Genomic DNA, 24,626 nt, shown 5'->3' with positions numbered 1-24,626 from the left:
CTTGGATTAGGGCAAATTTTACGCGGTTCAGCGTATCTTCTTTTGCAATGAGACTTGATATACTGACTGTACATCATACCTGAGATTCAAGCGAGGAGGAAATTCCAATGTCCCTGACAATACACGGTTATTCCACTACACCAGATCATGCGTGGAAAGAGATCTCTTATACAACTACAAATGAAGACGCTAACTTAAAGCTCACAGGTGAACAGCATCAGCTTGTCGAAGGATTTGGCGGTTGCTTTAACGAGCTTGGTTATATTGCCCTGTCCCACTTGAATGAGGAGCAGCGTCATGACGTATTTCATTCCCTCTTCCACCCGGAAGGTGAACATAAATTCAACATCTGTCGCCTGCCTATTGGCGCGAGTGATTATGCAGAGCAATGGTACAGTCACAATGAGGTGGACGGCGATGTGGCCATGGAACATTTTTCGATCGAACGTGATTTTAAATATCTGATTCCATACATCAAAGAGGCCCTGACCTATAATCCGAATCTGCAATTCTTCGCCTCCCCGTGGAGCCCGCCTACCTGGATGAAGTCACCAAAAGCCTATAACTATGGAACGCTGCGCTGGGAGAAGGAGATCCTGGAAGCTTATGCGCTGTATTTCGTCAAATTCGTACAAGCTTACCAGGACGCTGGCATTACCATCCATCAGGTCCATGTACAGAACGAAGTCATCGCGGATCAGAAATTCCCTTCCTGCATGTGGACCGGGGAGCAGCTGCGCGAGTTTATCGCCGACTACCTGGGCCCTGCTTTTGACCAGCATGGTCTAGATACGGAAATCTGGCTGGGAACGATCAACGCACCTGATCCATGGGAAGAATTGATCAAGAAGAAAACAAATGATTTTGACGAATATGCCGGACTGGTGCTTAGTGATCCCAAAGCGTACGCCTATATCAAGGGAGTTGGTTATCAGTGGGCAGGCAAAAATGCCATCCAACGTACAGCCGCGAGCTACCCGGAGCTTCGTTACATGCAGACCGAGAATGAGTGCGGTGACGGCAACAACTCGTGGAACTACGCCAAGTATGTATTTAACCTGTACCAGCACTATTTCAGCAATGGAGTGAATGCGTACATTTACTGGAATATGGTTCTGGAGCCGAAAGGCCGCAGCACATGGGGGTGGGAGCAAAACTCCATGATTACGGTAGACCCGGATGCCAAAGGAATCATTCGGAATCCCGAGTATTATGTGATGAAGCATTTTGCTCATGATGTCGTGCCTGGTGCGCGAAGAGTAGGACTGTCTGGAGCCTGGAGCGGCAAAGCCGTGGCTTTCCGCAACCCGGACAATAGCCTCGTCATTGTCATCAACAATCCGTTCAAGGACAGCCGTGACCTGCATTTGGCATATGAAGGGCAGACACTCCGGTTCGAGCTGGAGGCTGATTCCTTCAACAGTATGGTCATTTCTCAATCGTAGACAGGACATGATGAGTAAGAAATAGCGCTCTGCTCCGCTGCTTGATCTGCGGAACAGAGCGCTATTTTTTGGATACAAGTGATAACAGATGAGCGTGATTATAACAGCTTACGGATTGTTCGCAAGGTAGTTTCTCAACCATTGGAGCGCTGGACGCTCTGTACCGTTGCTGTTCACCAAGTGAGAACCGGATACCCAGGTTTGATTCTGGTTATAGCCCCACAGTGTTACACCTTTAACAGCGGAATGCTGCCATAGTACAGGAAATTTCTGTTGATAACGTTGTAATTGGGTATTGTCATCGCCCGTCATGTCCAGTTCGGATACATAAATCGGCAGACCGGTCGCAGCCAGCTTGTTCAATACCGTGTTCATTGTGCTTACGGAAACGTTATCCATGTTAAAGTAATGGGCCTGAATACCAATGCCATCGACAAGACCTCTGCTTTTCAGGATATTGATAATCTGTATATATTGATCCGCTTTAGCCGGATCACCGATGATGCCGTATTCGTTGATCAGCAATTTGGCGTTTGGAAAGGCTTGTCTCGCTTGTTGGAAAGACCAGATGACCCAGTCCCAGCCGGTTGCTCCATCTCCACCGATCGCATTGCGGTATGAAGGCTTGGCATGCAGCGGTTCATTGACCACATCAACGAATGCTGCTTTGGGGTAACGTTGGCCTGCCGCCTGAATCCACTGTGTGACTTCAGCTTTCTGATCAGCAGCCGAAAGACTATTTATCCATCCAGGCTGCTGATTTCCCCACACCAAAGTATGGAACTTGAAAGGAAATCCATTATTGACGGCATGATTGTATGCCATGTCTGCCTGAGACCAGTTCATGACGTTGCGTGTACCCTCAACCGCATCCCATTTGGTTGAATTCTCGGGAGTCACCTGATTCCAGTAGGGATTGAAATTGGAAGGTACACTGCTTGCGATGATATTCCCTAGAAATTTGCTGCCTTTTGCAAGACCGGCACTCACACTACCAACGGCTACTGATGCAGCAAGTACACCCACTAAAGCGAGCGAACTCACCGTTTTGAACCATTTGGACTTGGACTTAAACATGATCTTCCTCCTTTAAATGTATAGTACGCAATGCAAAGTAAGCGCTTGCAATTTCATTCTACTGGATAAATTTGTAATTATCCATGTAGAAAGTATAGCTTGTCCCTCAAAAAGTATAGATGTTGGGCACTAACATGATGGCTTAACCACTAAGTTAAACCTATTATATTTACAAATCTATAAATATAGATATAATATAATCCTGAGAACTTATTATATCGGCCATATATTTTTATACAGGTAAGGAGGTTTCTTTAGTTCGTTATATCTACTTTTCTATATATGTAAATAAATTTGGAGGTCAACACTTTATATGAAATCAACATCACAACAGGTTAATCCATTACTCACTCTCATTCTGGCACTAGGTGTATTCGCCATCATCACTACAGAAATCGGTATTATTGGCGTGCTTCCTCTGATCACCCAGAAATTCAATATCACCGCTGCACAAGCTGGATGGCTGGTAAGTATTTTCGCTTTAGTCGTTGCCGTGTCTGGCCCTTTCCTGACTTTGCTTGTATCTGGTATCAATCGTAAAACCATTTTGTTAACTGCTGTGCTATTGTTCGCCATTTCGAATGTAGTCTACGCCTACACAACCCGATTCGACATGATGTTGATCTTTCGGATTATCCCGGCCATTTTCCATCCGGTCTTCTTCTCTGTTGCTCTCGTCACGGGTGCCAAACTGGTCCCGCCGGAAAAGAGCAGTCAGGCGGTTGCTAAAGTGTTTACCGGGGTCACTGCCGGCTTTGCATTTGGCGTACCCCTAACTTCCTACCTTGCGGAAAACTTCTCGCTGGAGGCTGCGTTTTGGTTCGGAGCGGTTGTCAGTATCATTGCTTTCGTCGGGATATGGGTTTGGCTGCCCTCGATGCCTGTGCAAGAGAAGATGTCTTATGGGAAACAGATTGGCATTCTGCGTAAACCTGCGCTGTGGCTAAATATTGCTACTGTCATTTTTATTTTTGCAGCAATGTTCTCCGTATACAGTTATTTCGCCGAATATCTTGGGCAAGTCACACGTATGGGCGGTTCATGGATTAGTGTGATGCTCTTGGCCTTTGGTGTTATTATGATCGCCGGAAATTTGGTATTCGGACAGCTTCTGCATCGGAATATTCCGAGGACCGTTCTCCTCTTTCCGATACTATACATGGCGGCTTATATACTCGTTTTCTATGCAGGCTCCTATTTCATTCCGATGATTATCATGGTGTTCGTCTGGGGTGCAATTCACTCTGGCGGTCTGATTGTCAGCCAAACTTGGCTTACGACGGAGTCTCAGGAAGCACCTGAATTCGGAAATAGTCTCTTTGTCTCTTTCTCTAATCTGGGGATTACTCTCGGCACCTCCATTGGCGGGTGGTTCATTGCCCAACTTGGAATTCATCAGGTCATCTGGAGCGGAATAATCTTTGGTCTGCTTGCTTGGGTAACCATCGTTGTCAAAATAAAATTCTTCACCTCTCGTAGTCGTAGTTCAATAGAGACGGTTTAAGAGTAAGGGCCCCGTTATTCTGGAGCAAAGTGCTCTCTCTTCCATAACGAGAAAATCCCTTCTTCACCAGTAACATTCTCATACTGAATTGCCAAGCTTCATATACAATTAATTATGATTTGGATGTTGTTGAGGAAGAAGCTTAACATATAAAAATACGTACAGAGACCACTCTGATCATTTTCCAGTCAATTCCTATGGAATGATCCAAAGCGGTCTCTTTTATTTGTCATTTTGTGGTTTACATTTACCAAATGTTTATCTAGTATTAACTCCAATGACACATATCTTTACATAACACTAGATAACAAGGGAGATTACAACATGCGCAAATTTTCGCCGAAACGTTATGCCGGATGGCCCTTATCCTTCCTCTTATGTGCCTCCATCCTCTTCGCACCTTTTGCCTCCACTCCGGCTCAGGCTGCTGAAGCAGACAAGGAAACCAAGATTACGTTGCTGGGAACATCGGACATTCATGGCCGATTTATGCCGTGGGACTACGCTCTGGACGGTCCGAATCCGACAGGCAGCATGACACAGCTCTACACCATCGTGAAAAAAGTACGTGCAGAGAATCCGAATACGATTCTGCTGGATGCAGGCGACATGATTCAGGACAACTCGGCTGAACTGTTCAACGATCAACCTCAATCTCCTATGATGGTCGCAATGAACGAAATGAAATATGACGCATGGGTTATGGGAAATCATGAATTTAACTTTGGTTTGGACGTATTAGAGAAGATTTCCTCACAGTTCAAGGGACAACCCTTGGTAGGTAACATATTCAAAGAAAACGGCGACCGCTACATGCCTGCTTATACAATTATTGAGAAAGACGGTATCAAGGTTGGCGTCATCGGAATGAACACACCTATGATTACCGAGTTCGAGAAAGGTACAGACCACCTGGACGGCATCATTGTCAAAGACCCGGTGGAAGAGACCAAGAAGGCCATCGCTGAGCTGAAAGGCAAAGTGGACGTCATGGTTGGACTTATGCATATGGGACTGGATAACGAGAACGGGAACCCGGGCACCGGGGTTACGGATATCGCCAATGCCAACCCGGAGCTGGCTGCTATTTTTGCCGGACACATGCATACGCTGATTGAATCTCAAACGGTTAACGGCGTATTGATCTCCGAGCCGAACAAATATGGTTCACACATTTCACGGATTGACCTCACGTTTGCCAAAGAAGGCGACAAGGTTGTACTGAAAAGCAAGGAAGCTCAAGCACTCGCTGTAAAAGCAGCTGATGGCTCTTATGAAGTGTCCGATCCCGGACTGGAAGATACACTGCATCCATTTCACGAGTTCGCTCGTGCAGATGCCAACATTGAAGTAGCCGAACTAAAAGGAACCAACCTGGTACCAGCAGATGAGATCAAAGGCATTCCTGCTGTGCAGATCCAGGAGACACCACTCTCTGACTTCTTCACTGAAGTCATGCTGCATTATAGCGATGCCGACGTAGTCGCGCACCAGATCGATAACGATAAGGCCAAGCTGGATGTCGGACCGATCAAGAAAAAGGATATTGCGTTCAACTACCAATATACCTTTGGTGAAGTAACGGTATATGAAGTGACCGGACGTGATCTGAAGGATTACATGGAATGGTCTGCGGGTTATTTTAACTCCACACGCCCTGGCGATGTGACGATCAGTTTTGATCCGAAACGACGTGCTTCCAAATACAGCACCGACGATTTCTTCGGCGGAGTGACGTATGAGATTGACCTGACCAAGCCTTACGGCAGTCGGATTACGAACCTCAAATACAGCAATGGCAAAGTGGTTAAAGAAGACGATACACTCAAGCTCGGCATGAATGCCTACCGGATGGAAGCCCTGATTGCCAAAGGTGGAGCGCTGGAAGGACGTAAGTTCAAGCAATTGTGGTCCTCCAAGGATGCTTCGGCATTTGGCGAGATTCAAGGTACGATCCGTAATCTGTCCATTGCTTATCTCAAAGACGTGATGAAAGGCGTTTATGAACCGAAAATCCAGCACAACTGGAAAATCACCGGTGTCGATCTGACAGCACCTGCACGTGCAGATATTGTAGAGCTGATTAATGATGGCATCATGTCTGTTCCGACAACGGAAGATGGCAAGTATACCAATATTGCGTCCATTAACATTTTGGATGCGGTGACTGAAGAAGAAATGACTGCACTTGCCGCCAAAGCGAACGTAAGTGTCGCGAAATTCTCTGGCGTGAAAACCAAAGGGGAGTTCTATCAAGAGCTGAATAAAGCTCGCAAGGCGTCCCCTGGCAGTGGTGAAGAAGAGACTTCACCTGAGAAGCCGACGACACCAACGGTACCGAAACCAGACACATCGAAACCCGGTAAACCATCTACATCACCAAGTACAGGTAAGCCGGGTACAGTCGTTAAAGGTAAACAAGCCAAGGTTACTGCAGCCTACCTGAACGTGCGCTCTAGCGCTTCATCCCAAGCCAAAGTAGTTACTGCCGTACCGAAAGGCACCGTCCTTGAAGTAATCAGTACAGATAAGTATGGCTGGGTCAAAGTGAAACTAGATGGACGCGCAGCTTATGTCTACGGAAAATATGTAAGTATGCTGAAATAGATTGCCAGTTGACGACTCTAAGTAATTAATCTATTCATAAGAAAGACCTCCTCCACTATGCATGTGGAAGAGGTCTTTTCCATTTTGGATTTTAGAGCCAAACGTTACGTGTTCACCTACTCCTGCGCCAAGCTTCGAACCTTTTTCACAAACTGATCCAGCTTGATTCCATTTGTTTGTTTGGTGAATTCAAGCGCCTCGTTGGAGAACCCCTCGTAGGCAGAAAGGACATAATCCCCATCTACGACATAGTACGTGCCATAACGAGAGAAGGAATAACCTCCACGTTGCTCGGACTCTACCCCCTTTTTGACCGCTGTAACTAGTCTCTGACCAGGCATAAGTTTAGGCTCAAGCGCCGCAAACGCTGCGTTATAGAACAGAAATGTTTCCTTGGCTACATCTGCTCCTGTAATCACTTCGTGCACCTTTACTTTGTAAGAGACGAACTCAGCTTCGTAGGGAGTCATTCCCGTAGTCTCCTGCTTTTCTGTCATTGTTCGTTCAGGTGTATCCGGTTCAGTGGTTATCAACATACTAAAATTCGGCAGCACGCTCACAACCTCTGCCACAACAACTGCATCTGCGAAGTCCATAATCTCTCTATAGGTCACTTTTTTCATCCATGGAGTAACGAGAGACTGTGGCGAGAATGGGTACTCCTCCCTCAGTTCCTGTAACCGATCTTGGGAGAGAACATCTAAAACATCTGATTGATCATCATCTGAGTTAGAAAAAGGGGCCGAGCAGCCCAATAGACCGACTGTAAACGTGATTGCAAACAACCAACACACTACACGAAATTGTGTCATGCACCCTTCTCCTTTGCTCATTCACGTTCAATTTTGTCATTTCAGGATCTCCCCTTTTCCTCAATAAATTAAAAAACACAGACATCCATGCCTGTGCAGTTCATTGCGGATATGGGGTGTACCTGAATGCTCGCCAAAAAATAGTAGTACACTAAAGAACCACTCTAAAAGAGCGTTTCTTTAATGACTAGCGGCATACGTGTAAATAGGCAAACCTATCCCGATGAGCTGCACACAGGCAGAAATACAGCAAGCGCAAACAAACGTTTCGCCATACTATCTCCATCGGATAAAATTTGCCACACGTATCCCTCCGTTCCGTAAGTTACCCATATGTTAACATATTCCATTTTCCAGTTCCAGCTTCAATGTAGATTTATACTTTTTTCCAGCGATGTGCAGGAACTTTAGTGGCTCAGCAACCGTCTTACGTATAGATACATCACAAAAAGAATGAGGTGAGCAACGAATGTCCATTGTACGAAGCTTATCCCTATTACCGCTCGTTTTGCTTCTGTTAACGCTAGGATGCGCTTCAGAATCAGCAGAAAAGGAGGAAGGGACAGCTCCTGTTAGCGGGGTGATCACGGATTTTGTTGAAGAAAAGGGACAGGTCCTCATCGATAATGAAGAAGATAACGGTAATAAATCAGGATCCGTCTTGATTTCTCTTCATACAAATGCCGAACTTATCATTAATGGTGAAACCGTCACTGCCCCTTTGGATGCAACATTGGTTGGACGCAGGGCTGAAGTGTGGACAGGTCCGTCTATCGCCAAATCTTCTCCCCCGCAGACCACAGCCTTGAAGATGGTTATTCATTAAAAAAGGTATTGAGTCCGATACATTTCGTTTCACGTGAAACGACTTGATACACCTTCACCCTTAGGAATTTATGCAATTCCCATAAGTACAGCCGCATAATTTTTCTCAGAAAATGAAGTTTGGCAGCATTAAACTAGATGCTCATAGCAATTACTCCGTTAGCGCACCTATATATAGAGTATAATGAAGAGGTATACGATAAATGTACGGTGCAATGCTTATATGTAAGCATATCGCAAAATGCGATTCCAAACGCCCCTGTATTCAAAACTAACGTAAAAGAGGTTAACGATGAGTAAGCAACAATTTAAAGATTATGGACTTGGCGAAGAAATCGTAAAAGCGCTGGATAGCCTGGGCTATGAAACTCCAACGGAGGTTCAAACCAAAGTTATTCCAGTCGCCCTTGAAAATAAAGATCTTGTGGTCAAATCCCAAACAGGCAGCGGGAAAACAGCCGCTTACGGCATTCCAGTCTGTGAGCTGGTAGATTGGAACGAAAATAAACCCCAGGCTTTGATTCTCACGCCAACCCGCGAGCTGGCTTTGCAAGTGAACGAAGACATTACCAATATCGGACGCTTTAAGCGTATTAAAGCAACCGCACTATACGGTCAGTCTCCTTTTCATGTTCAAAAAGCCGAGTTAAAACAAAGAACACATGTCGCTGTAGGCACACCTGGACGGGTACTGGACCATATCGAACGTGGCACCCTGCCGCTGGATCGGATCTCATACCTTGTCATTGACGAGGCCGATGAGATGCTGAACATGGGCTTCATCGAGACGGTGCAATCCATTATTCAAGCACTGCCTAGTGAGCGAGTGACGATGTTATTTTCCGCGACGTTCCCTGAAGATGTAGCCAAGCTGTCACGCAAATACATGAACAATCCGGTCGAGATTGAGATCAAGGCAAGTGGTCTTACCACAGCCACGATTGAACATGCCGTGATTCACGTGCCAGAGGTGAACAAAACGGCGCTGCTTCAGGACCTGTTTATTGTTGAAAACCCAGATAGCTGTATCGTGTTCTGTCGTACGCAGGAGAACGTGGATAAACTGTTCCGGGTCATGGCTGATCTCGATTATCCAGCGGATCGCATCCACGGAGGCATGGAACAAGATGAGCGCATCGAAGTGATGAATGCATTCAGAAGAGGACAATTCCGTTATCTGATTGCAACGGATGTAGCCGCGCGCGGGATTGATATCACGAATATTACCCATGTCATTAACTACGATATTCCTTTGGAAAAAGAGGGATACGTACACCGTACAGGCCGTACGGGTCGCGCAGGTAAAACAGGTAAAGCCTTTACTTTGGTTACCCCGAAGGATGGCAGACGCCTGGCCGAGATCGAATCGTATATCGGATTTGAGATCCCTGTCGTTAAAGCTCCTTCCGAGGAAGCTGTGGACCGTCGCCGGGAAGAGTTCGAGAAGCGATTGAAAATCGTGCCTGATCGCAAAAAGGACAAGCGTGAACAGTTGAACCAACAGATCATGAAGCTGAACTTCAACGGAGGCAAGAAAAAGAAACTTCGTGCGGTAGACTTCGTGGGCACCATCGCCAAGATTGAAGGCGTCACTGCAGACGACATCGGGATTATTACCATTCTGGATAATGTAACCGATGTGGAAATTCTGAACGGCAAAGGACCACTTGTGCTTGAGGTAATGCAGAATACAACGATCAAGAAAATGCAGCTCAAGGTTCGCAAAGGTCATAAATAGATTTTGAACCCGTTAAAATAGAGTGTTATTCAATAAGGGATAGTGGCTTATTTTATAAGTCGACTATCCTCTTTTTTATATATTGAAATGAGATAAAATTACTCGCTATCCCCGCTATATTCGGGATAAAGTTCCATTTGTTCATCAGGGTACACATTGTTCACTTGTACAAGATTCCATTTTAATTACACTAAATATGTAAACGCTTCACAAAGGACCGATATTAGGAGGTGTGTGTAATGGGCAACAGGAAAGCAGTCTGGTTTCTGGTCTTCGCGCTCACGCTAACCATGTTTGGCCTTCATCCCGAGCGGACCAGCGCGGCAAGCGTGACGATCACCAACGGTTCCGATTGGCTGGATACCGCAGGCAATCCCATTCAGGCCAATAGCGGAAACATTCTGAAAGTCGGCAGCACGTATTACTGGTATGGCGAGCATGCGGTCAGCGGCAAGTTTGACAGCGTTAATGTCTATACTTCAACCGATCTGAAGAACTGGACGTTCAGCAATGCCATCCTGACCAAGGATTCAGCCACCGAGCTGGCCTCCAGCAAAATCGAACGTCCCAAAGTCATCTACAACGCCGCCACAAAGCAGTATGTGCTATGGGCACATTACGAGAACGGTACAGATTACAATCTGGGACGGGTCGCGGTAGCAACGAGTAGCACACCAAACGGTAAATACACGTATGAGGGAAGTTTTCGGCCTTTGGATTACGAGTCACGAGACATGACTGTTTTTATAGATACAGACGGTACAGGTTATCTGATCACAGCATCCCGCAAGAATGGCGGGGCTAATGATACCATGGCTATTTTCAAAATGAACGCCAGCTATACCGGTGTGGAATCCTTTGTGGGTTGGCAATTCGAGAACGCCTATCGTGAAGCTCCTGCCGTTGTGAAAAAGGGCAATCGTTACTACCTCTTCACCTCCCAGGCTGCTGGCTGGTATCCAAACCAGGGCGCGTATGCAACCACATCGTCTATGACAGGCCCATGGTCCGCTCTTACACCTTATGGCAATCCATCGGCCTTCGGCTCCCAGATCCATGATATTGCCACCATTACAGGCAGCGGCACCACATCTTATATTTATATGGGCGACCGCTGGAATCCACTCAATCTTGGTGAACATAAACATATCTGGCTTCCTTTAACCTTAGATGATTCAAACGGAACCGCCTCACTGGAATGGTACAAAGAGTGGAATATCGATGCTGTAAAAGGCACGGTAACGCCACCTTCTCTTGTTAATCACGCCCAAGGCAAAACAGCTACCGCCATCTCCATAGCCTCCGGCTCATCTGCATCCAATGTTAATGACAGCAACTATCAGACTTCTTGGGCAGCATCGTCCAATACTTGGCCAGCCTGGTGGCAGGTCGATTTCGGCGCACCGAAGACCATCACGGAGATCGATATCTCCTGGTTTATGTATAAAGGCTCGGAGGGCTATTATAAGTACAAAATTGAGATCAGCAACGATGGCGTCAACTACTCCACGCTGGACCGAACCAGCAACACCACCTATGGGTTTACGACCGACGCTGTTCATTTTACCGCCCGTTATGTGCGTATTAATATGGTCAATGCTGTCCTGTGGAACAATCCGGGTAACTGGTACATCCCAACCCTGCATGAGGTCAAAATGTTAGGCCCAGCAACACCTGATGCGACAAATTACAGCCGTTTCAGCTCCTTCAATTATCCGGATCGGTACATCCGTCATTCCAACTTCACTGCACGGATCGACGCCAACGTCTCACCTGTACTGGATTCCCATTTCCGCGTTGTGCCCGGCTTGGGCAGCTCTACAGGCACCTCCCTGGAGTCCATCAACTTTCCTGGCTACTTCCTGAAGCGCAATGCCAGCAACAAAATCGTACTTGAAGCGTACACGGATACCGCCACCTACAAAGGAGATGCCACCTTCCTGAGCAGCCCCGGCTGGGCTGACAGCTCCAAAGTATCCCTCCAGTCGTACAGCCAGCCCGGATATTACATCCGGCATTACGACTATGTATTGCAGCTGGATGCCATCAATGCCTCCAGCAGCGCAACGGTGAAGGGTGACGCCACGTTTGGGCGAAGCGATTTTTAGTTTAGCACTCGGAGATGAGAATGAGCATCTACTTCTCGAAAAAGAGGCTGCTTCTTCAGAACTCACAACTGAAGATGTAGCCTCTTCTGTCTACTATTCGTCATTGTTATCGGCTGCAGCTGAATACATAAGCAGGCGGCAGGTTACGGTAGACCCTTGTCATGCTTACGTTTTCGAAAAATTGCTTGAGTAATCCTCGTTTAAGTAACGTGTACTGAAAAGTAATGAACTTGCCATCTTGTTTCAAATATTGCCTTGATTTAGCTAAAATGTCCAGTGAAACCTCCGTAGGCAGACTCGCAAAAGGCAGTCCGGATACAATGTAATCAACCTTGTTCAGTCCGTATTGTCGTATGTGCTGATCGACATGCACGGCAGAATTATGAATGATGTGTACATTCGGAAGATGACCGTACTTTTTGCGCAGCAACTGGCAGAAACGGGCGTTGTTTTCAATCAGGATCAGGAGCGTCCCTGACTGTATGTTCGCAAGCATCATTTCCGTAAACACCCCCGTGCCCGGCCCATATTCCACAATGCAGGATGCACGGTCAAATGCGATGTCTTTCACCATTTTCGCTGCTAAATATTTTGAGCTGGGGGCAATCGCCCCAATCCATCGTGGACCCTGGATGTACTGATTAAAAAAAGATAACCATTCCATGCTGTCCTACCCCCAATTTTGATTTCTGAGCTCAGTATAGAATCCACATTTGAAGAAGCAGTCGATGAAACGATGATGAAGAATAATGAAGATTGGCGACCTTGGCATGCTATATCATATTCCGATAGGACAAACCTTGCGAATGCTGCGGGTTAAATGCGTAGAAATATCCATAAACAAAAAAAGAGCCCACCGGATTACTCCTTTGGCCCTTAAACATAATAAAACTAAAGTATCTAAAATAACGATTAACGATTTGAAAATCTAAAGATCACCTTTTTACCATCATGGGTTTGGTCCAGCAGCTCCTTATAATTTCCCTGGGTATAGTTCGATACGGTTTTACGCCAAAAGTGTTGACCCACTTTATTTTTCTCTGAAGGATTCGTGAACAACTCCCATCGGCCCCGAAATCTCCGGAATACCTCTTTTGCAGCGTTCTCTGCAATCCCCATACCTCTGAATGGCTGCATCAGAAAGAATTCATGTACAAAGAAATCGGTGTCTGCCGAACAATGAGGCGCAGTAGCCACAAATACAAAACCTGCTGGTACGCCATCTACTCTAATCAAAAATGTATAGAGAACGTTCGGTTTTTCCCACCATATGTTCTGGACATCATATTGATCTTGCAACGTTTTGTAATCATCACCCATTTCAAAAATCCCGTGTTGATTCGGGGTGTGTTCTGCATCCAGCCCATAATGTCCGGATAAATCATGAAGGTATAAAGGATACATATTTTTGATGATATATGACTCGTTGTTATGCGCTATCTGCACGTCAATTTTCAAATGTAACTCCCCCCATGGCTAGTGTACTGTTTTGTTAGTAAACGTTCTGTAATCTCATTGTATTGGTCTTCTCCTGCACAATATAGGCAACAAATTATTTAATCCAAATCCTGCACAAAAAGCCACATTCGATTTCTCGAATGCAGCTCTAAGCCTTAAATCACTTTTTGGAATATACAATTTTCTTGATACTGTCGATGGACAAACAAAATTGCTCTATGAGTTGGTCAATGGACATGCCCGCAGCGAATAGCTGGCGGATTTCATCGTTCCTTTGCTTCAAAACCATCCGGCTGCCTGAATTCTCGCCCCACTTTTGATGGGCTTCCTTCGGTTTGGGGATATACACCAATCCACCAGGGATGTGGCGCTGGATCTCCTTTAGCAATGATTCCGGAAAGATGGTGTCTGCGTTAATATATTTCATATTTGCTCCGCTCCTTAAAAGTTAAAATCTTTAAGGCAGCAGAGTCAACCGATGAACACTTGTTATACGCATTATACGGGTGTGGCGGAAATGAATTTCAAGCTCTATACAAACAACCGCCGTTGTTCATCGCATGGACTCTGCATAGAGCGGATCGTGAAACTTCTTATGAATTGAATCATGGTAGCCCCCCATTCAGTAAATCCTATTATAAGCTGTTTTCATGGTACTCTTATATATATGTTCCATATGAGAACGCGATATCCTTTTACAACGTATTGTACTGATTCAAACTCCGTTCCAGCATCTCTCTCACTTGTTGTTGCAGCTCCAGCGGCTCAATCACCTTCACTTCAGGCCCATAGGAGAGCAGCTTCCGCGCTGTAAAAGGAAACTCCTCATGCGGAACCAGTCCTCGCCATTCATTACCTTCAACCGACTTGAACAGTACATCTGACCCTGCCAGTCTCGCCCCAAAATCCGTGAATTGCAGCACGACTTCTATGCTTTCTCTCTCTTCCTTGAAATTCAACCATTCTTGCAAACTAGGAACCGACTCGTCGATGGAATCCAGCATAACCAGCTCCTGCATGCGATCCACCCGATACAACAGCACCCGATCCTTCCTCCGGGCCGGCATATACCAATACCCGTGATCGTAATAGATGCCGATGGGGAAGACCTGTACTGTTTTATGTCCCTGCCGGGAATGATATATAAATTCAATCTCTCTTTTATCTACTGCTGCGCCTAATATCTCTGTTGTTAATGCCTCGGCCTGTACAGCATGATGTTGAAGGAACGTAATGTGCTGCCTCATCCGTGTAATCAGATCCTGTACATCCTGAGGCAAAGTTGAATAATATTCCTCGGCGAGATGCTCACGAATCGATCCATACGGAAAATCCGGGACGTTCTCCAAATATTCAATCATCATAAACAACCCCAAAGCCTCATGCTGTGTGAGTTGAAGAGGTGGCAAAATTCGATTAGGAAGTACTCGGTAACCCCCGTTCACTCCAACCTCCGTATACAAAGGAAAGCCCAGCTCCTGCAGATCATTCAGATCTCGCTGGATCGTACGGATCGACACCTGAAAACGCTCCGCCAATTCACGAGCCGTAAATTTCTTTCTCGAATCCATGAGTCGCATCAATGCGAGTTTTCGATTATTCATATTCACCCCACCTAACTACGTCAACATTTGTCATAGTTGGAGTGTATCATACATTTCAGAAGGGAGCGATTGATATGTCTAACAATAAAGTCGTGTTATATATTGCGATGAGTCTGGATGGGTACATTGCAAGACCGGATGGTTCGGTGGATTGGCTGTTCGATGTGGAAGGCGATGGTGGCGATAACGGGTATGGCGAGTTCTATTCAACGATTGGATCGGTGGTCATGGGACGTCTTACGTATGAAGAGGTGCTCAAGCTGTCAGAGGATTTCCCCTATGCGGATCGCCCGACGTATGTACTTTCCCGTTCCAAACAAGCCCCTGCACCACATGTACAATTTACGGACGAGGCTGTGGAGAACCTGATTCCCCGATTGAAGCAGGACTCCAGCGGTGACATTTGGATTGTTGGCGGAGGCCAGCTGGTGCAAGCCGTTCTGGAACAGCAACTGCTCGATGAGGTTGAGATTGCCATTATTCCTAAGGTTCTTGGCAAAGGAATCCCCCTGTTTCCAACAGGGACTGTACCAACTCATTTCAAAATGATTCATACGCAGACGCTGGGACAGATCATTTCGATTCGCTATCAGGTACAAGGGGAGTAACCGTAGTATAAACATCTCCTCCGATGTACAAGGCGCACTAAATTAAGAGCCAGGCCCCTCTAATTCAAGAGAGGTCTGGCTCTTCCGATTTCAAATGTAAATTAAAATTTTAAAATTCCCTTTAGATACTCCGCTAACGCATCAGCAGTCTTTCGATGAGATAACTCACCCGGATGACTTCTGGCGCCTACCGTCTCCTCGGTCGTATTGGGAAGCTGTATCACCGAGACTTTCGTATCTCCGGACTGTCTCGTATAAGCGTCAACAGCACGATAAATCGCTGGCATCATCGGGAATCCAAGCATGCCGTATGCCCATACAAGATGCGCTTCTGGATTGTTTTTTCGAAGTTGGGTCAAGAATCGGGTCACGGCATTCTCAAAAGCAGCCAGATCCTCTTCATGGTAAGTGCCGTCTTCGTTCAGGCGTTGCTTGTACACCTTTCCGGTAACGGGGTCCTGCCACGCCGAGGTTTGAAAGGCCCCTCCATCATTGCTTCCCAGATTAACGACCACTACATCCGGCTGCCAGGAGTTAAAATCATGCTTGTCCCCTGCGCCAAGTGCTGCGTTCTTATCTCCGGTCACCAATCCACAGACTTGCTCGTAATAATCAGGGATATTTGCATTCGGATTGTTATCCCAACTCGTCAGCACACCCCAGCCGCTCTGCGAGATGACGCGGTATTCTGCATTCAGCGCTTCTGCTGTCATAGCCGTATAATTATGTATGGCACTGAACCACATCGGAATCCAATCCTCTTCTGTCTTGGCTCCAATTGCACCTTCTCCGGATGTAATACTGTCGCCGATAAATTCAATCTTGTACGGTTTTTCCTCTACAGGTACGAAGACACCATCGGACTTCACCGCATGAATCTGCAAGGAACAGCCCGGATCTCCATTCATGGCCTGTACATCTTTGACGATGCGTACATTTTTCACCACATTCTCGTTCATTCCTCGGAATACACAGATCCAATACCTACCCGCCGTTAACATCTGTCTGCTCACCGGGACACCGTTAATCAGAATGCTGATCCAAGGTTCATACAGGTCATAATCGGACTCGATCTCCACCCACAACTCAGAAGCTTTTGCATTAAGTTCAACCGCACTTCCGGTCCAAAACAAAGTTAAGGGCGGCCGTTGTCCTGTCGTTCTGCCATGTACTTTGAGATTGCTAACATCAGACAACGCGTACGATTGTAATCTCTCATTAACTCCCACGATGTGTTCCTCCCGCATGATTATTGCCCCAAAGGGGCAGTCTCATCTAACTAGATTTTGAGAAAACGATCCACATGCTGCTGGTATTTCTCGTACCAGATTTTCCATTCTGCTTCACGAGATTCCAATGTACGACCATCCAGTAATGCCTCAATGACGTTCAGGCAGACATGCCACCCCGCTAAATCTTTAGGTGTATGGCTTGTGATGTGATGGATGGTTTCGAGCAGCAGCAGACGACACCCATTCGGCTCTGGATATAACTCAAACCGAACACGGTCTTCTGCCCAGGTATATTCGAGAATAGTGCCAGGGATAAGCTCGATAATGTTGAGTTCCTTAAAGGTACCATCCGGCATATTAAACTTGATGCTTCCACCTTCTCGCAGGTCCGTTACTTCGAGTTCGGAGAACCACTTTGCAAGCTTTTCGTTATCCGTCAAAAAGGACCATACATCCTCCGCAGCGTGCTTCCAATGACGTTCAAAACAAGCTATGGTGCCATTCGGTACTGACTTCAAATCTGCAATCATAATGGTACCTCCTCCATAAGGATTAATCGATGGCTTACCGCTCTGAATGTGGAATTAATCGATATTATGTAAAGCCTGGAGTGCTTCCTCTTTGTTTTTCAAAAAGAAAACATGCTTGCCATGGTTGCACTCATAGATGAAGTCTCTGAGACTTTTGCTGTTGTATCCGTCAAAATCTCCGACTATGGCAATTTTCACCTGGTAGTTCACGTATTTCTGCAAGATATCACCTGCAAGTTTGGTCTTCAGTTCGAAGAAATCTTCGGTGAGATTGGATTTATCAATCAAGATTTTATGTGCGTCATCCGTGTATTTCACAGAGGCCATCAGATCCAGAGCGTCTTGAGTATTGTTAATAACGATGTCATCACTTTCGATGATGGCAACCTTGGAGTTGCCCTGTTGATCAATAGTTATATTCAATTTATTTCTCCTTTCTCGAGCCTTTCTCTTTATAATATCTCGCAGTTTCCTAATGAATAGCAACGACTTTTTGAGTGTATTTATTTACTTATCCATTTGAACCATTTGGTCCGCACCGTCCCCATTGACCAGATTTGCTTTCGGAATGGATACGACAAATGCGGAGCCCTTATCCCCTTGTGGAGCCGATTCCACACTGATTCGTCCTTCCAGGGACTGAACGATATCACGTACATGGGACAGGCCAATTCCGGTTGCTGCAATGCCCACTTCATTGAATTTGGTTGTATAACCGGGTTCAAAGATTACATCTCGCTTCGCCTCGGGTACACCTTTTCCCGAATCAATGACTGCAAATTGCACATCGGCTCCCTCTTCCAATACTCGAATCCGAATCGTTCCGTCGTTTTCAATAGCTTCCACGGCATTGGCGATCAGATTATTCATGACAGTCAAGAGAGGAATATAGTAAGGCGAGTCACAGTCATACTGCTGCTCGATGCGAATCTCAATCTTTCTGTTCAGCATTTCGCTATACTTCCGGTTTCCTTTGATCGCAAAGTTTAATACCTCGGAAAGACTCATATTCACTGCTTTTTCGCTATCATACAATTTCAACAGACCTGCAAGGATACGTTGGGAGTCCTTTTTGACCTCATGAATCTGTTGAGCAATGCCGAGCGTCCGCTGGCTATATTGGTTCAATTCCTGCTCTCTCAGATCCCGATAAAGATCGTAGCTGTCTACAGCAATGCCTTCAATCGTATTCATGGCTTTTTGCAGATAAAAGGCTTCGCCATACAGACCCGAATTCACGCTCAGCATCTGCTCCATTCGCTTCTCCTGCTCTGCATGCAAGAGCCGCATCTGCCTCACCGCAAAACTGTTGTAGAGCCCAATCACAAAGTAACTTCGCAGACCGCCCACCACAAGCAGATACAACCATTCCTTCATATAAAAGATATTGGTCCCACTTAACATTCCGCGAAGAAGCAGCTCAACAAAATTAGATGAGAAATCGATACATGTGATCAGCCCGCCGAGCAGAAGAGGCTGCATCTCATGAAATCGATGCCTGAACTTGCTCAGCCCATAGGCAAAGACCACGTAATACACGCCTGCCCCCAGATTGTCCCGCATACTTTCCAGAATGGACACGGTCTGTACATGATTAATGAGATCTGCCGACTGAAACAGCAAATTCGCGATGCCTGTCAAGATTCCTGTCTTCACATAAGACAGGTGCGGCATAATCATCAGCAGAAATAAAAGGATGCTGACCCCCAACCCGATTCGGAAATAATCTTCCCGGAATGGATTAATCTTGAATTGCGCACCTACCGCTGTGGCAAAGGCAATGGCCGTCATCTGCACATTCTCATTTTTGACCCAATTGCGCATCGATCTCTTCACCCACTATAGCAACGTTTAGCGCCAATACCGAAACCTGCGCTTCTAATGTTAAATATACTAACATATGTAAGAAGCATTAGAAAATAATAAAAATTAGGGAATCGACGTGCAAGCAAAACAAAAAGGCCGGAAGTCTTCACTTCTGCGGCCATTTCCTTATATCTCATCCGGAATATCAAATGACACCATTGTTCCCTCACCGGGCTCACTTACAATAGATAACCCCTGACCATACCGTTGCAGCAATCTGCGGTTCGTATTCACAATGCCTATTCCGCCTTTTCCACCTGGCGTAGCATGTAGCAGCTCTGCAACCTTCTCCGGTTCGATGCCTTTGCCATTATCTTTCACCTCAATACGGGTATAACCCTCATGGCGAGAGATCGACAGGCATACCGTCCCGCCCACATTTCGGCTTAATAGCCCATGTCTTACGGCATTTTCAATCAAAGGCTGAATCGATAGCGGCGGGAGAAGCAACGAAAGATCCGGCTCTACGTTCAATACCACCGACAAGCGATCTTCAAATCGCGTTTTCTCAATAAAAAGATAGGCTTCCACGAGTTCCAGCTCGTGTGATAATTTCACCAGTTCCCCTGTATTGAGATAGTTGAAGCTGATCCGTAAATAGGATGAAAAGGCTTCACCGAGCTTCCGCATATGCTCTGTATCAATATCACTTAAGACCATAAGCGAATTCAGCGTATTGAACAGGAAGTGGGGCTGAATCTGAGCCTGCAAATAGGCGGCCTCCATGCGCAGGCGCTCTTGGATGGACTGATTTAACATGGTCAATGCACGTATCCGATATTTCAGCTCCAACGCATCTACAGGCTTCGTGACATAATCATTTGCCCCCGATGCAAAACCGGTATATATATCCGGTGGCTGGCTTCGTGCAGTCAACAATAACACCGGAAGCTCTGACATGGAGAATTGTTCCCGCACCTTCTGGGTTAATTCATAGCCGGACATATTGGGCATCATCACATCCGTAATGAGCAGATCCCACTGGCGTGTGCCCAGCAGTTCCATCGCTTCCTGGCCTGAACGGGCCGTAGTTATGGTGTAGGGTTCATTTGAAAGAATGCTGACCAGCACATCCAGATTCACCGGATCATCATCTACAGCCAGAATGTTTGCTTTCCCCTCTTTTAACAACGGAGCCATCTCCGCTGTCGCCGAAGATTCTACGTCGCCCATACCGGGGCGACGTAGCAGAAATCCACCAGGAGCATCTTCCATTATCTCCATCGCCTGTTCCCAGATCAGGGGGAGCTGCGACTGAGCCTGACGGGTTTCATGCGCCAGCGGCAGATCGAAGCTGAATACCGAGCCCTTTCCGATTTCCGAGTGAACCGTTAGTGCCCCGCCGTGCAGTTCTACGAGCTGTTTGCAGATATTCAGTCCAAGCCCGATGCCTTGTCCATCACTTATTCCATACGACCCTTGTTCATATGGAAGGAATATCCTCATCCTAGTATCCTCATCCATGCCAATGCCCGTATCCGTCACATGGATCAGGGCATGTCCTTCACGAATTTCGGCGCTTACGGAGATCGTCCCTTCCTCCGTATGTTTGAGCGCGTTATGCAGCAGATTATACAAAATCTGCACAAGTCTTTCTTCATCAGCCAGGACCAGAGGGAATGATTCTGGAATTTCCATATGAAGGCGGACCGGTTTCCGTTCTGCCATGAATTGCAGCATAGCGATAATACCAGGTACCACTGACTGTATTGAAAGGGGGACCTGACGCAGCACAATTCGATGCTCCTTCAGCCGGACTACATCCAGCAGGTCCCCAAGCAGATGGGACATTCGTCGACCGATCGTGATGAGCAGTTCCATATCCTCCTGGCTCCGTTCATCCAACCTGCTCTTCTCTCGGGTGACCACGTTGTGAGCGATGTTAATGATTCCGTGCAGCGGAGTCCGCAGTTCATGGGATGTATTAGCCAGGAATTGATCTTTAATTTTGTCACTCTTCTGCAATTCTGTATTCAGTCTCATATTCTCTCGGACATTCCTGAAGTACTTCTTGAACCAGTAGGCTGAGAAGCCGGTAATCGCAAAAATGATATCGATTGGATAGTACACTGTCGTCACATCTCTGACAGTCTCGGCCACACTCCATAACAGGTTGGATGTAATGCCTCCTGCGGTAAGCAGCAGAAACACAATGTCCCGATCCCCCTGTTTCCTGAAGATCATTGTTCCGACGATGTATAGATACCAGATTAATGATAGAAGAAAGAATACGTTAATGACGTTGTAATGGATCATGGCAAAGGTAATATGAATGGGCACCACCACAATCACGGCCGTATAGATCAAGGTCATGACAACATGCCACTGTAGCCATGCCTTTCGTACATGAACCATCGTTAATCTCTGGAATAACAGAAGGATACATATATTTTGCAACAACAATGAGATTAATCGAATTTTAATGCCCCAGGTATAATTAATCGGAAGCCATAACATCAAAATATTATCATGACCCATCATAACTGCGGCGCCCACAGATAAAGTTAATATGGCCGCAACCAGCAAGCCGCGTTCCTGCGGATTAAATGCATAGAGAATACAGGCATATATACCGTGAAGGAGCAAAATCAGAAAGGTAACCATCTGAAACCCAATGGAGTACCACCGCGAAAAATCAATGGCTGCCTGTGAGCCGAAGCGAACAGGCTTACTAATTCCGCCCATATACGGGCTGTCGTAATTGGCTACGCGGATCAATAATTCAATAGATGTTGTTCCTTCGTGATCGTAAGTCGCTGTATATGAAGTACTTCTGGGTATATACGTACTGCTATCCGCGGATACCTCACCCATACCCCCGTCGTTGTATCCATTCATCTCAATCTCGGATGAATTTCGGATTCCCTTAAACCAGAAGGTGACAGGCGTCTGAAGCGGATCTGTCAAAATGCGCAAGCGATATGTTCCGTAACCGTACGAACTCTCTTGTTCCTGATTCTGTGCAGTCCCCCAGTCTCCTGGGACCTGGACACTCTTCGCACCGCCATTCCTCTTCGCAATATCTTGTTGGGTCAGCAACTCATCCGCGTAAAGTTCCCATTCCCCATTCAAGTACATGACCGGGGACTGATCCAGATCCACGCCCCTTAAGTCAAGCACTCCATTAACGACGCGATGCTCATCAATCGTATGGAAAAACGCCGACCATGCCGAGCGCATGCCAATCAATACGCCAACAATGATTAGCATGATGATCATATATCTGTAACGGTCCATACGTTTCGTTTGAAGTAATTTCATCAATTATATTTTCATGACTTTGGTTAAACCGAGCTTCCAGTCCTGATACCATTCGGTAATGTTCTCACTGATCGGTATCTCCAAATCTTGTTCCATTCTGGTGGTTAAGAGACGATACTGCTCCTCCACACCGAGATCGTTGTGCATTTCATCGTATAACTTCATTAGAATAAAATAACTTTCTTCTTCATCCGGAAGCATATGCTGGATACGTTGTGTACTCTCGATCACTTTTTCCGCCAGCCCATGCTGCTGGTAATACAGACTTAGTTGTCTCATATGGTACAACCACAGATAGCGTAATCTTTCCCGCTCAGGTTCAGCCCACATGTATTCATAATTGCCAAGATAGGTACCCTTATATAGATAAAGCGCTTGCTCATACGCATGAACGGTACTTGCGTCTACCACTTTCCATTGCCTGATTTCCCGTTCCCACTGCTCACTATCCAACTGAGCTTCACCCAATTCGAGTCTATATCCCGCTTCCAAGTGTCCACTCTGAATGGTGACCATATCCATATTGCATGCTTTCAGGGTTTGACGGACATGATACATTGCGGTATAGAGTTGATGCACCGTCTTGTCCTCTTCTAATTCAGGCCACAGCATCTCAAGCAACACACTGCGATGAATTGTGTGATTCCGGTGATGAAGTAAATATGCAAACAGCTCCTGCGCCTTGCTTGTGCGCCATTTGGCAACCTGGATATCCTTGCCTGGAAGCTTAAACTGAATCTGATTAAAACAGCAAATTAAAGGTACGTCCGTATCCTTTGACCGCAGCTTGCGTTTTACGCTCAGTTTCTCCCGGACTCGGCTCACCGTCTGCATCAATCGATCTTTTTGGATGGGCTTCATCACATAGTCCAAAGCCTGTAACTCGAAGGCATGCACCGCATATTGGTCGTAACTGGTCACAAATATAATTTCGGTGCCCGGTGTTGCTGCCTGAATCTGTCTTCCCAGATCCATACCATCCATCTCTGGCATATGAATATCCAGAAATACAACATCAGGGCGGTTCTCCACAATACCTGCCATGGCCTCTGTAGAGTTCATATATGTAGCGATAATTTCGATGCCACTTACTTCTTTTTCTAGTAATTTTTGAAGGCCTATCAACGCTAGACGTTCGTCGTCAACCAATATCACTTTCACAGGAGCTTCCTCCTCGACCCTAGAGTCTTGAGATTTATTTCCACTATTATACCATGTAAGTTTAAGTGTTTTGGGTTGAGATTACCTTATTTTAATTTCCCACAATTTAATTGTATAATACCTATATAGAGACGGGTCAACCGACCTGATCCAGAAGAAGGGAAGATTCCACATGGCAGATGCTAATCAAAGCTTTGGACAAGCCCTTGTCAAATCATTGGTGGGAGAACGCGGTCATATCCGCATCGCTCTTGCACTACCCGATATCGATGTCACACTTGCTGCTCGTACGCACGAGGCTATGCCTTATACGATCTATCAGTTGGTGAAGCATATGCATTATTGGCAGCAATTCATGCTCGAACACTTGGAAGGGCGCAAGCCCCAGCCCCCTTCTAACGTGAGTGAGAGCTGGCCTGAAGAGAAAGGTCCTCAGGATGAAGCCACGTGGAAGGCAGATATTCAGGCATTCTTGGATGGGGTTGATCAAGCCGTAGCCATTGCAGAAACAGCACAATTAGATGATCCACTGCTCTATTTCCCTGGGGAAACCAAAGCAGGGCTGCTGCGCAATATCGCCTCCCATAACTCGTACCATCTGGGCGAAATTGTTCTGCTTCGTCGTTTCTACGGCGCATGGCCACCACCAGGTGGCGGATATCCGGCGTAAACCATATTTACAACAGATCTATTAAACGAATATACAGACACATCTAAGCTGTGAAAGGACGATTGTTCCTTTTACAGCTTCTTGTGGTTATAGGCAAGTAACATCCATTGAAATGCAGAT

20 protein-coding genes are annotated in these 24,626 nt (G+C 46.2%); 8 read left to right on the top strand and 12 right to left on the bottom strand.

All coding sequences use genetic code 11. From position 1 onward, the window contains the following. Window positions 1–107 precede the first annotated feature (107 nt). Window positions 108–1,445 carry a glycoside hydrolase family 30 protein gene (locus HW560_RS06230; protein WP_179262396.1) on the top strand — a complete coding sequence of 446 codons (1,338 nt, stop codon included), beginning with the start codon at window positions 108–110 and terminating at the stop codon, window positions 1,443–1,445. 108 nt (window positions 1,446–1,553) lie between these two features. Here HW560_RS06230 and HW560_RS06225 read toward each other — a convergent pair whose 3' ends face one another. After that, on the bottom strand, window positions 1,554–2,522 hold the full coding sequence (locus HW560_RS06225) for an endo-1,4-beta-xylanase (protein WP_110000456.1): 969 nt from the start codon (window positions 2,520–2,522) through the stop codon (window positions 1,554–1,556). 313 nt (window positions 2,523–2,835) lie between these two features. On the opposite strand from HW560_RS06225, the gene HW560_RS06220 reads away from it, so the two are divergent. Both HW560_RS06220 and HW560_RS06215 read left to right on the top strand, forming a co-directional pair. Continuing rightward, complete coding sequence (locus HW560_RS06220) at window positions 2,836–4,026, top strand: MFS transporter (RefSeq protein WP_090902877.1); 1,191 nt, start codon at window positions 2,836–2,838, stop codon at window positions 4,024–4,026. Window positions 4,027–4,350: 324 nt separating this feature from the next. Continuing rightward, the gene (locus HW560_RS06215) at window positions 4,351–6,633 is read left to right on the top strand and encodes a 5'-nucleotidase C-terminal domain-containing protein (RefSeq protein WP_179262394.1); all 2,283 of its coding nucleotides are present in this window, start codon (window positions 4,351–4,353) and stop codon (window positions 6,631–6,633) included. Window positions 6,634–6,749: 116 nt separating this feature from the next. Here the strand turns inward: HW560_RS06215 and HW560_RS06210 are convergent, their stop codons facing one another. Then, window positions 6,750–7,445, bottom strand: coding sequence for a hypothetical protein (locus HW560_RS06210; RefSeq protein ID WP_090902873.1), 696 nt, complete (start codon window positions 7,443–7,445; stop codon window positions 6,750–6,752). 469 nt (window positions 7,446–7,914) lie between these two features. Between HW560_RS06210 and HW560_RS06205 the strand changes: the two genes are divergently transcribed. The 3 genes from HW560_RS06205 (at window position 7,915) to HW560_RS06195 (ending at window position 12,116) form a co-directional block, all read left to right on the top strand. Further along, a complete protein-coding gene (locus tag HW560_RS06205; RefSeq protein ID WP_090902870.1) occupies window positions 7,915–8,271 on the top strand; it encodes a hypothetical protein in 357 nt (118 codons plus the stop codon). Between the two features lie 291 nt (window positions 8,272–8,562). Next, window positions 8,563–10,008, top strand: a complete 1,446-nt coding sequence (locus HW560_RS06200) for a DEAD/DEAH box helicase (protein WP_179262391.1) — start codon at window positions 8,563–8,565, stop codon at window positions 10,006–10,008. A 290-nt stretch (window positions 10,009–10,298) separates the two neighbouring features. Then, the gene (locus HW560_RS06195) at window positions 10,299–12,116 is read left to right on the top strand and encodes an AbfB domain-containing protein (protein ID WP_257031983.1); all 1,818 of its coding nucleotides are present in this window, start codon (window positions 10,299–10,301) and stop codon (window positions 12,114–12,116) included. A gap of 106 nt (window positions 12,117–12,222) precedes the next feature. Here the strand turns inward: HW560_RS06195 and HW560_RS06190 are convergent, their stop codons facing one another. The 4 genes from HW560_RS06190 to HW560_RS06175 all read right to left on the bottom strand — a co-directional run bounded on the left by HW560_RS06190 (window position 12,223) and on the right by HW560_RS06175 (window position 15,178). Further along, complete coding sequence (locus tag HW560_RS06190) at window positions 12,223–12,780, bottom strand: class I SAM-dependent methyltransferase (RefSeq protein WP_090902865.1); 558 nt, start codon at window positions 12,778–12,780, stop codon at window positions 12,223–12,225. Between the two features lie 248 nt (window positions 12,781–13,028). Beyond that, entirely contained in the window at window positions 13,029–13,574 is a 546-nt protein-coding gene (locus HW560_RS06185; protein WP_090902863.1) for a GNAT family N-acetyltransferase, read from the bottom strand. 160 nt (window positions 13,575–13,734) lie between these two features. After that, complete coding sequence (locus HW560_RS06180; protein ID WP_090902861.1) at window positions 13,735–14,001, bottom strand: CD3324 family protein; 267 nt, start codon at window positions 13,999–14,001, stop codon at window positions 13,735–13,737. Between the two features lie 268 nt (window positions 14,002–14,269). Beyond that, window positions 14,270–15,178 (bottom strand): helix-turn-helix transcriptional regulator, encoded by a 909-nt coding sequence (locus tag HW560_RS06175; protein ID WP_179262387.1) that lies wholly within the window; start codon window positions 15,176–15,178, stop codon window positions 14,270–14,272. Window positions 15,179–15,252: 74 nt separating this feature from the next. Between HW560_RS06175 and HW560_RS06170 the strand changes: the two genes are divergently transcribed. Further along, window positions 15,253–15,786, top strand: coding sequence for a dihydrofolate reductase family protein (locus HW560_RS06170; RefSeq protein ID WP_371129175.1), 534 nt, complete (start codon window positions 15,253–15,255; stop codon window positions 15,784–15,786). 101 nt (window positions 15,787–15,887) lie between these two features. Here the strand turns inward: HW560_RS06170 and HW560_RS06165 are convergent, their stop codons facing one another. The 6 genes from HW560_RS06165 to HW560_RS06140 all read right to left on the bottom strand — a co-directional run bounded on the left by HW560_RS06165 (window position 15,888) and on the right by HW560_RS06140 (window position 23,836). Continuing rightward, window positions 15,888–17,033, bottom strand: coding sequence for an SGNH/GDSL hydrolase family protein (locus HW560_RS06165; protein ID WP_371129174.1), 1,146 nt, complete (start codon window positions 17,031–17,033; stop codon window positions 15,888–15,890). Between the two features lie 32 nt (window positions 17,034–17,065). Beyond that, window positions 17,066–17,548, bottom strand: a complete 483-nt coding sequence (locus HW560_RS06160; RefSeq protein WP_090902855.1) for an SRPBCC family protein — start codon at window positions 17,546–17,548, stop codon at window positions 17,066–17,068. 54 nt (window positions 17,549–17,602) lie between these two features. After that, the gene (locus HW560_RS06155; RefSeq protein ID WP_090902853.1) at window positions 17,603–17,971 is read right to left on the bottom strand and encodes a DUF4180 domain-containing protein; all 369 of its coding nucleotides are present in this window, start codon (window positions 17,969–17,971) and stop codon (window positions 17,603–17,605) included. Window positions 17,972–18,055: 84 nt separating this feature from the next. Next, on the bottom strand, window positions 18,056–19,372 hold the full coding sequence (locus HW560_RS06150; protein WP_179262385.1) for an ATP-binding protein: 1,317 nt from the start codon (window positions 19,370–19,372) through the stop codon (window positions 18,056–18,058). A 168-nt stretch (window positions 19,373–19,540) separates the two neighbouring features. Further along, entirely contained in the window at window positions 19,541–22,675 is a 3,135-nt protein-coding gene (locus HW560_RS06145; RefSeq protein ID WP_179262383.1) for a hybrid sensor histidine kinase/response regulator, read from the bottom strand. A 3-nt stretch (window positions 22,676–22,678) separates the two neighbouring features. Continuing rightward, window positions 22,679–23,836, bottom strand: coding sequence for a response regulator (locus HW560_RS06140; RefSeq protein ID WP_090902847.1), 1,158 nt, complete (start codon window positions 23,834–23,836; stop codon window positions 22,679–22,681). Window positions 23,837–24,008: 172 nt separating this feature from the next. Between HW560_RS06140 and HW560_RS06135 the strand changes: the two genes are divergently transcribed. Then, a complete protein-coding gene (locus tag HW560_RS06135) occupies window positions 24,009–24,506 on the top strand; it encodes a DinB family protein (protein WP_090902845.1) in 498 nt (165 codons plus the stop codon). The last annotated feature ends 120 nt before the right edge of the window (window positions 24,507–24,626 follow it).

The organism is Paenibacillus sp. E222 (assembly GCF_013401555.1).
GTDB lineage: Bacteria > Bacillota > Bacilli > Paenibacillales > Paenibacillaceae > Paenibacillus.
Note: the sequence above shows the minus strand (reverse complement) of the source record. Positions and strands in the feature narration are given on the sequence as shown.

Excerpts from the sequence above, each read along its gene's own strand:
- HW560_RS06150 (WP_179262385.1), bottom strand. The coding sequence starts at position 19,372 with ATGCGCAATTGGGTCAAAAATGAGAATGTGCAGATGACGGCCATTGCC.
- HW560_RS06160 (WP_090902855.1), bottom strand. The coding sequence starts at position 17,548 with ATGATTGCAGATTTGAAGTCAGTACCGAATGGCACCATAGCTTGTTTT.
- HW560_RS06195 (WP_257031983.1), top strand. The coding sequence starts at position 10,299 with ATGTTTGGCCTTCATCCCGAGCGGACCAGCGCGGCAAGCGTGACGATC.
- HW560_RS06175 (WP_179262387.1), bottom strand. The coding sequence starts at position 15,178 with ATGAATAATCGAAAACTCGCATTGATGCGACTCATGGATTCGAGAAAG.
- HW560_RS06225 (WP_110000456.1), bottom strand. The coding sequence starts at position 2,522 with ATGTTTAAGTCCAAGTCCAAATGGTTCAAAACGGTGAGTTCGCTCGCT.
- HW560_RS06210 (WP_090902873.1), bottom strand. The coding sequence starts at position 7,445 with ATGACACAATTTCGTGTAGTGTGTTGGTTGTTTGCAATCACGTTTACA.
- HW560_RS06170 (WP_371129175.1), top strand. The coding sequence starts at position 15,253 with ATGTCTAACAATAAAGTCGTGTTATATATTGCGATGAGTCTGGATGGG.
- HW560_RS06200 (WP_179262391.1), top strand. The coding sequence starts at position 8,563 with ATGAGTAAGCAACAATTTAAAGATTATGGACTTGGCGAAGAAATCGTA.
- HW560_RS06180 (WP_090902861.1), bottom strand. The coding sequence starts at position 14,001 with ATGAAATATATTAACGCAGACACCATCTTTCCGGAATCATTGCTAAAG.
- HW560_RS06165 (WP_371129174.1), bottom strand. The coding sequence starts at position 17,033 with ATGCGGGAGGAACACATCGTGGGAGTTAATGAGAGATTACAATCGTAC.
- HW560_RS06205 (WP_090902870.1), top strand. The coding sequence starts at position 7,915 with ATGTCCATTGTACGAAGCTTATCCCTATTACCGCTCGTTTTGCTTCTG.
- HW560_RS06190 (WP_090902865.1), bottom strand. The coding sequence starts at position 12,780 with ATGGAATGGTTATCTTTTTTTAATCAGTACATCCAGGGTCCACGATGG.
- HW560_RS06230 (WP_179262396.1), top strand. The coding sequence starts at position 108 with ATGTCCCTGACAATACACGGTTATTCCACTACACCAGATCATGCGTGG.
- HW560_RS06145 (WP_179262383.1), bottom strand. The coding sequence starts at position 22,675 with ATGAAATTACTTCAAACGAAACGTATGGACCGTTACAGATATATGATC.
- HW560_RS06220 (WP_090902877.1), top strand. The coding sequence starts at position 2,836 with ATGAAATCAACATCACAACAGGTTAATCCATTACTCACTCTCATTCTG.
- HW560_RS06135 (WP_090902845.1), top strand. The coding sequence starts at position 24,009 with ATGGCAGATGCTAATCAAAGCTTTGGACAAGCCCTTGTCAAATCATTG.
- HW560_RS06215 (WP_179262394.1), top strand. The coding sequence starts at position 4,351 with ATGCGCAAATTTTCGCCGAAACGTTATGCCGGATGGCCCTTATCCTTC.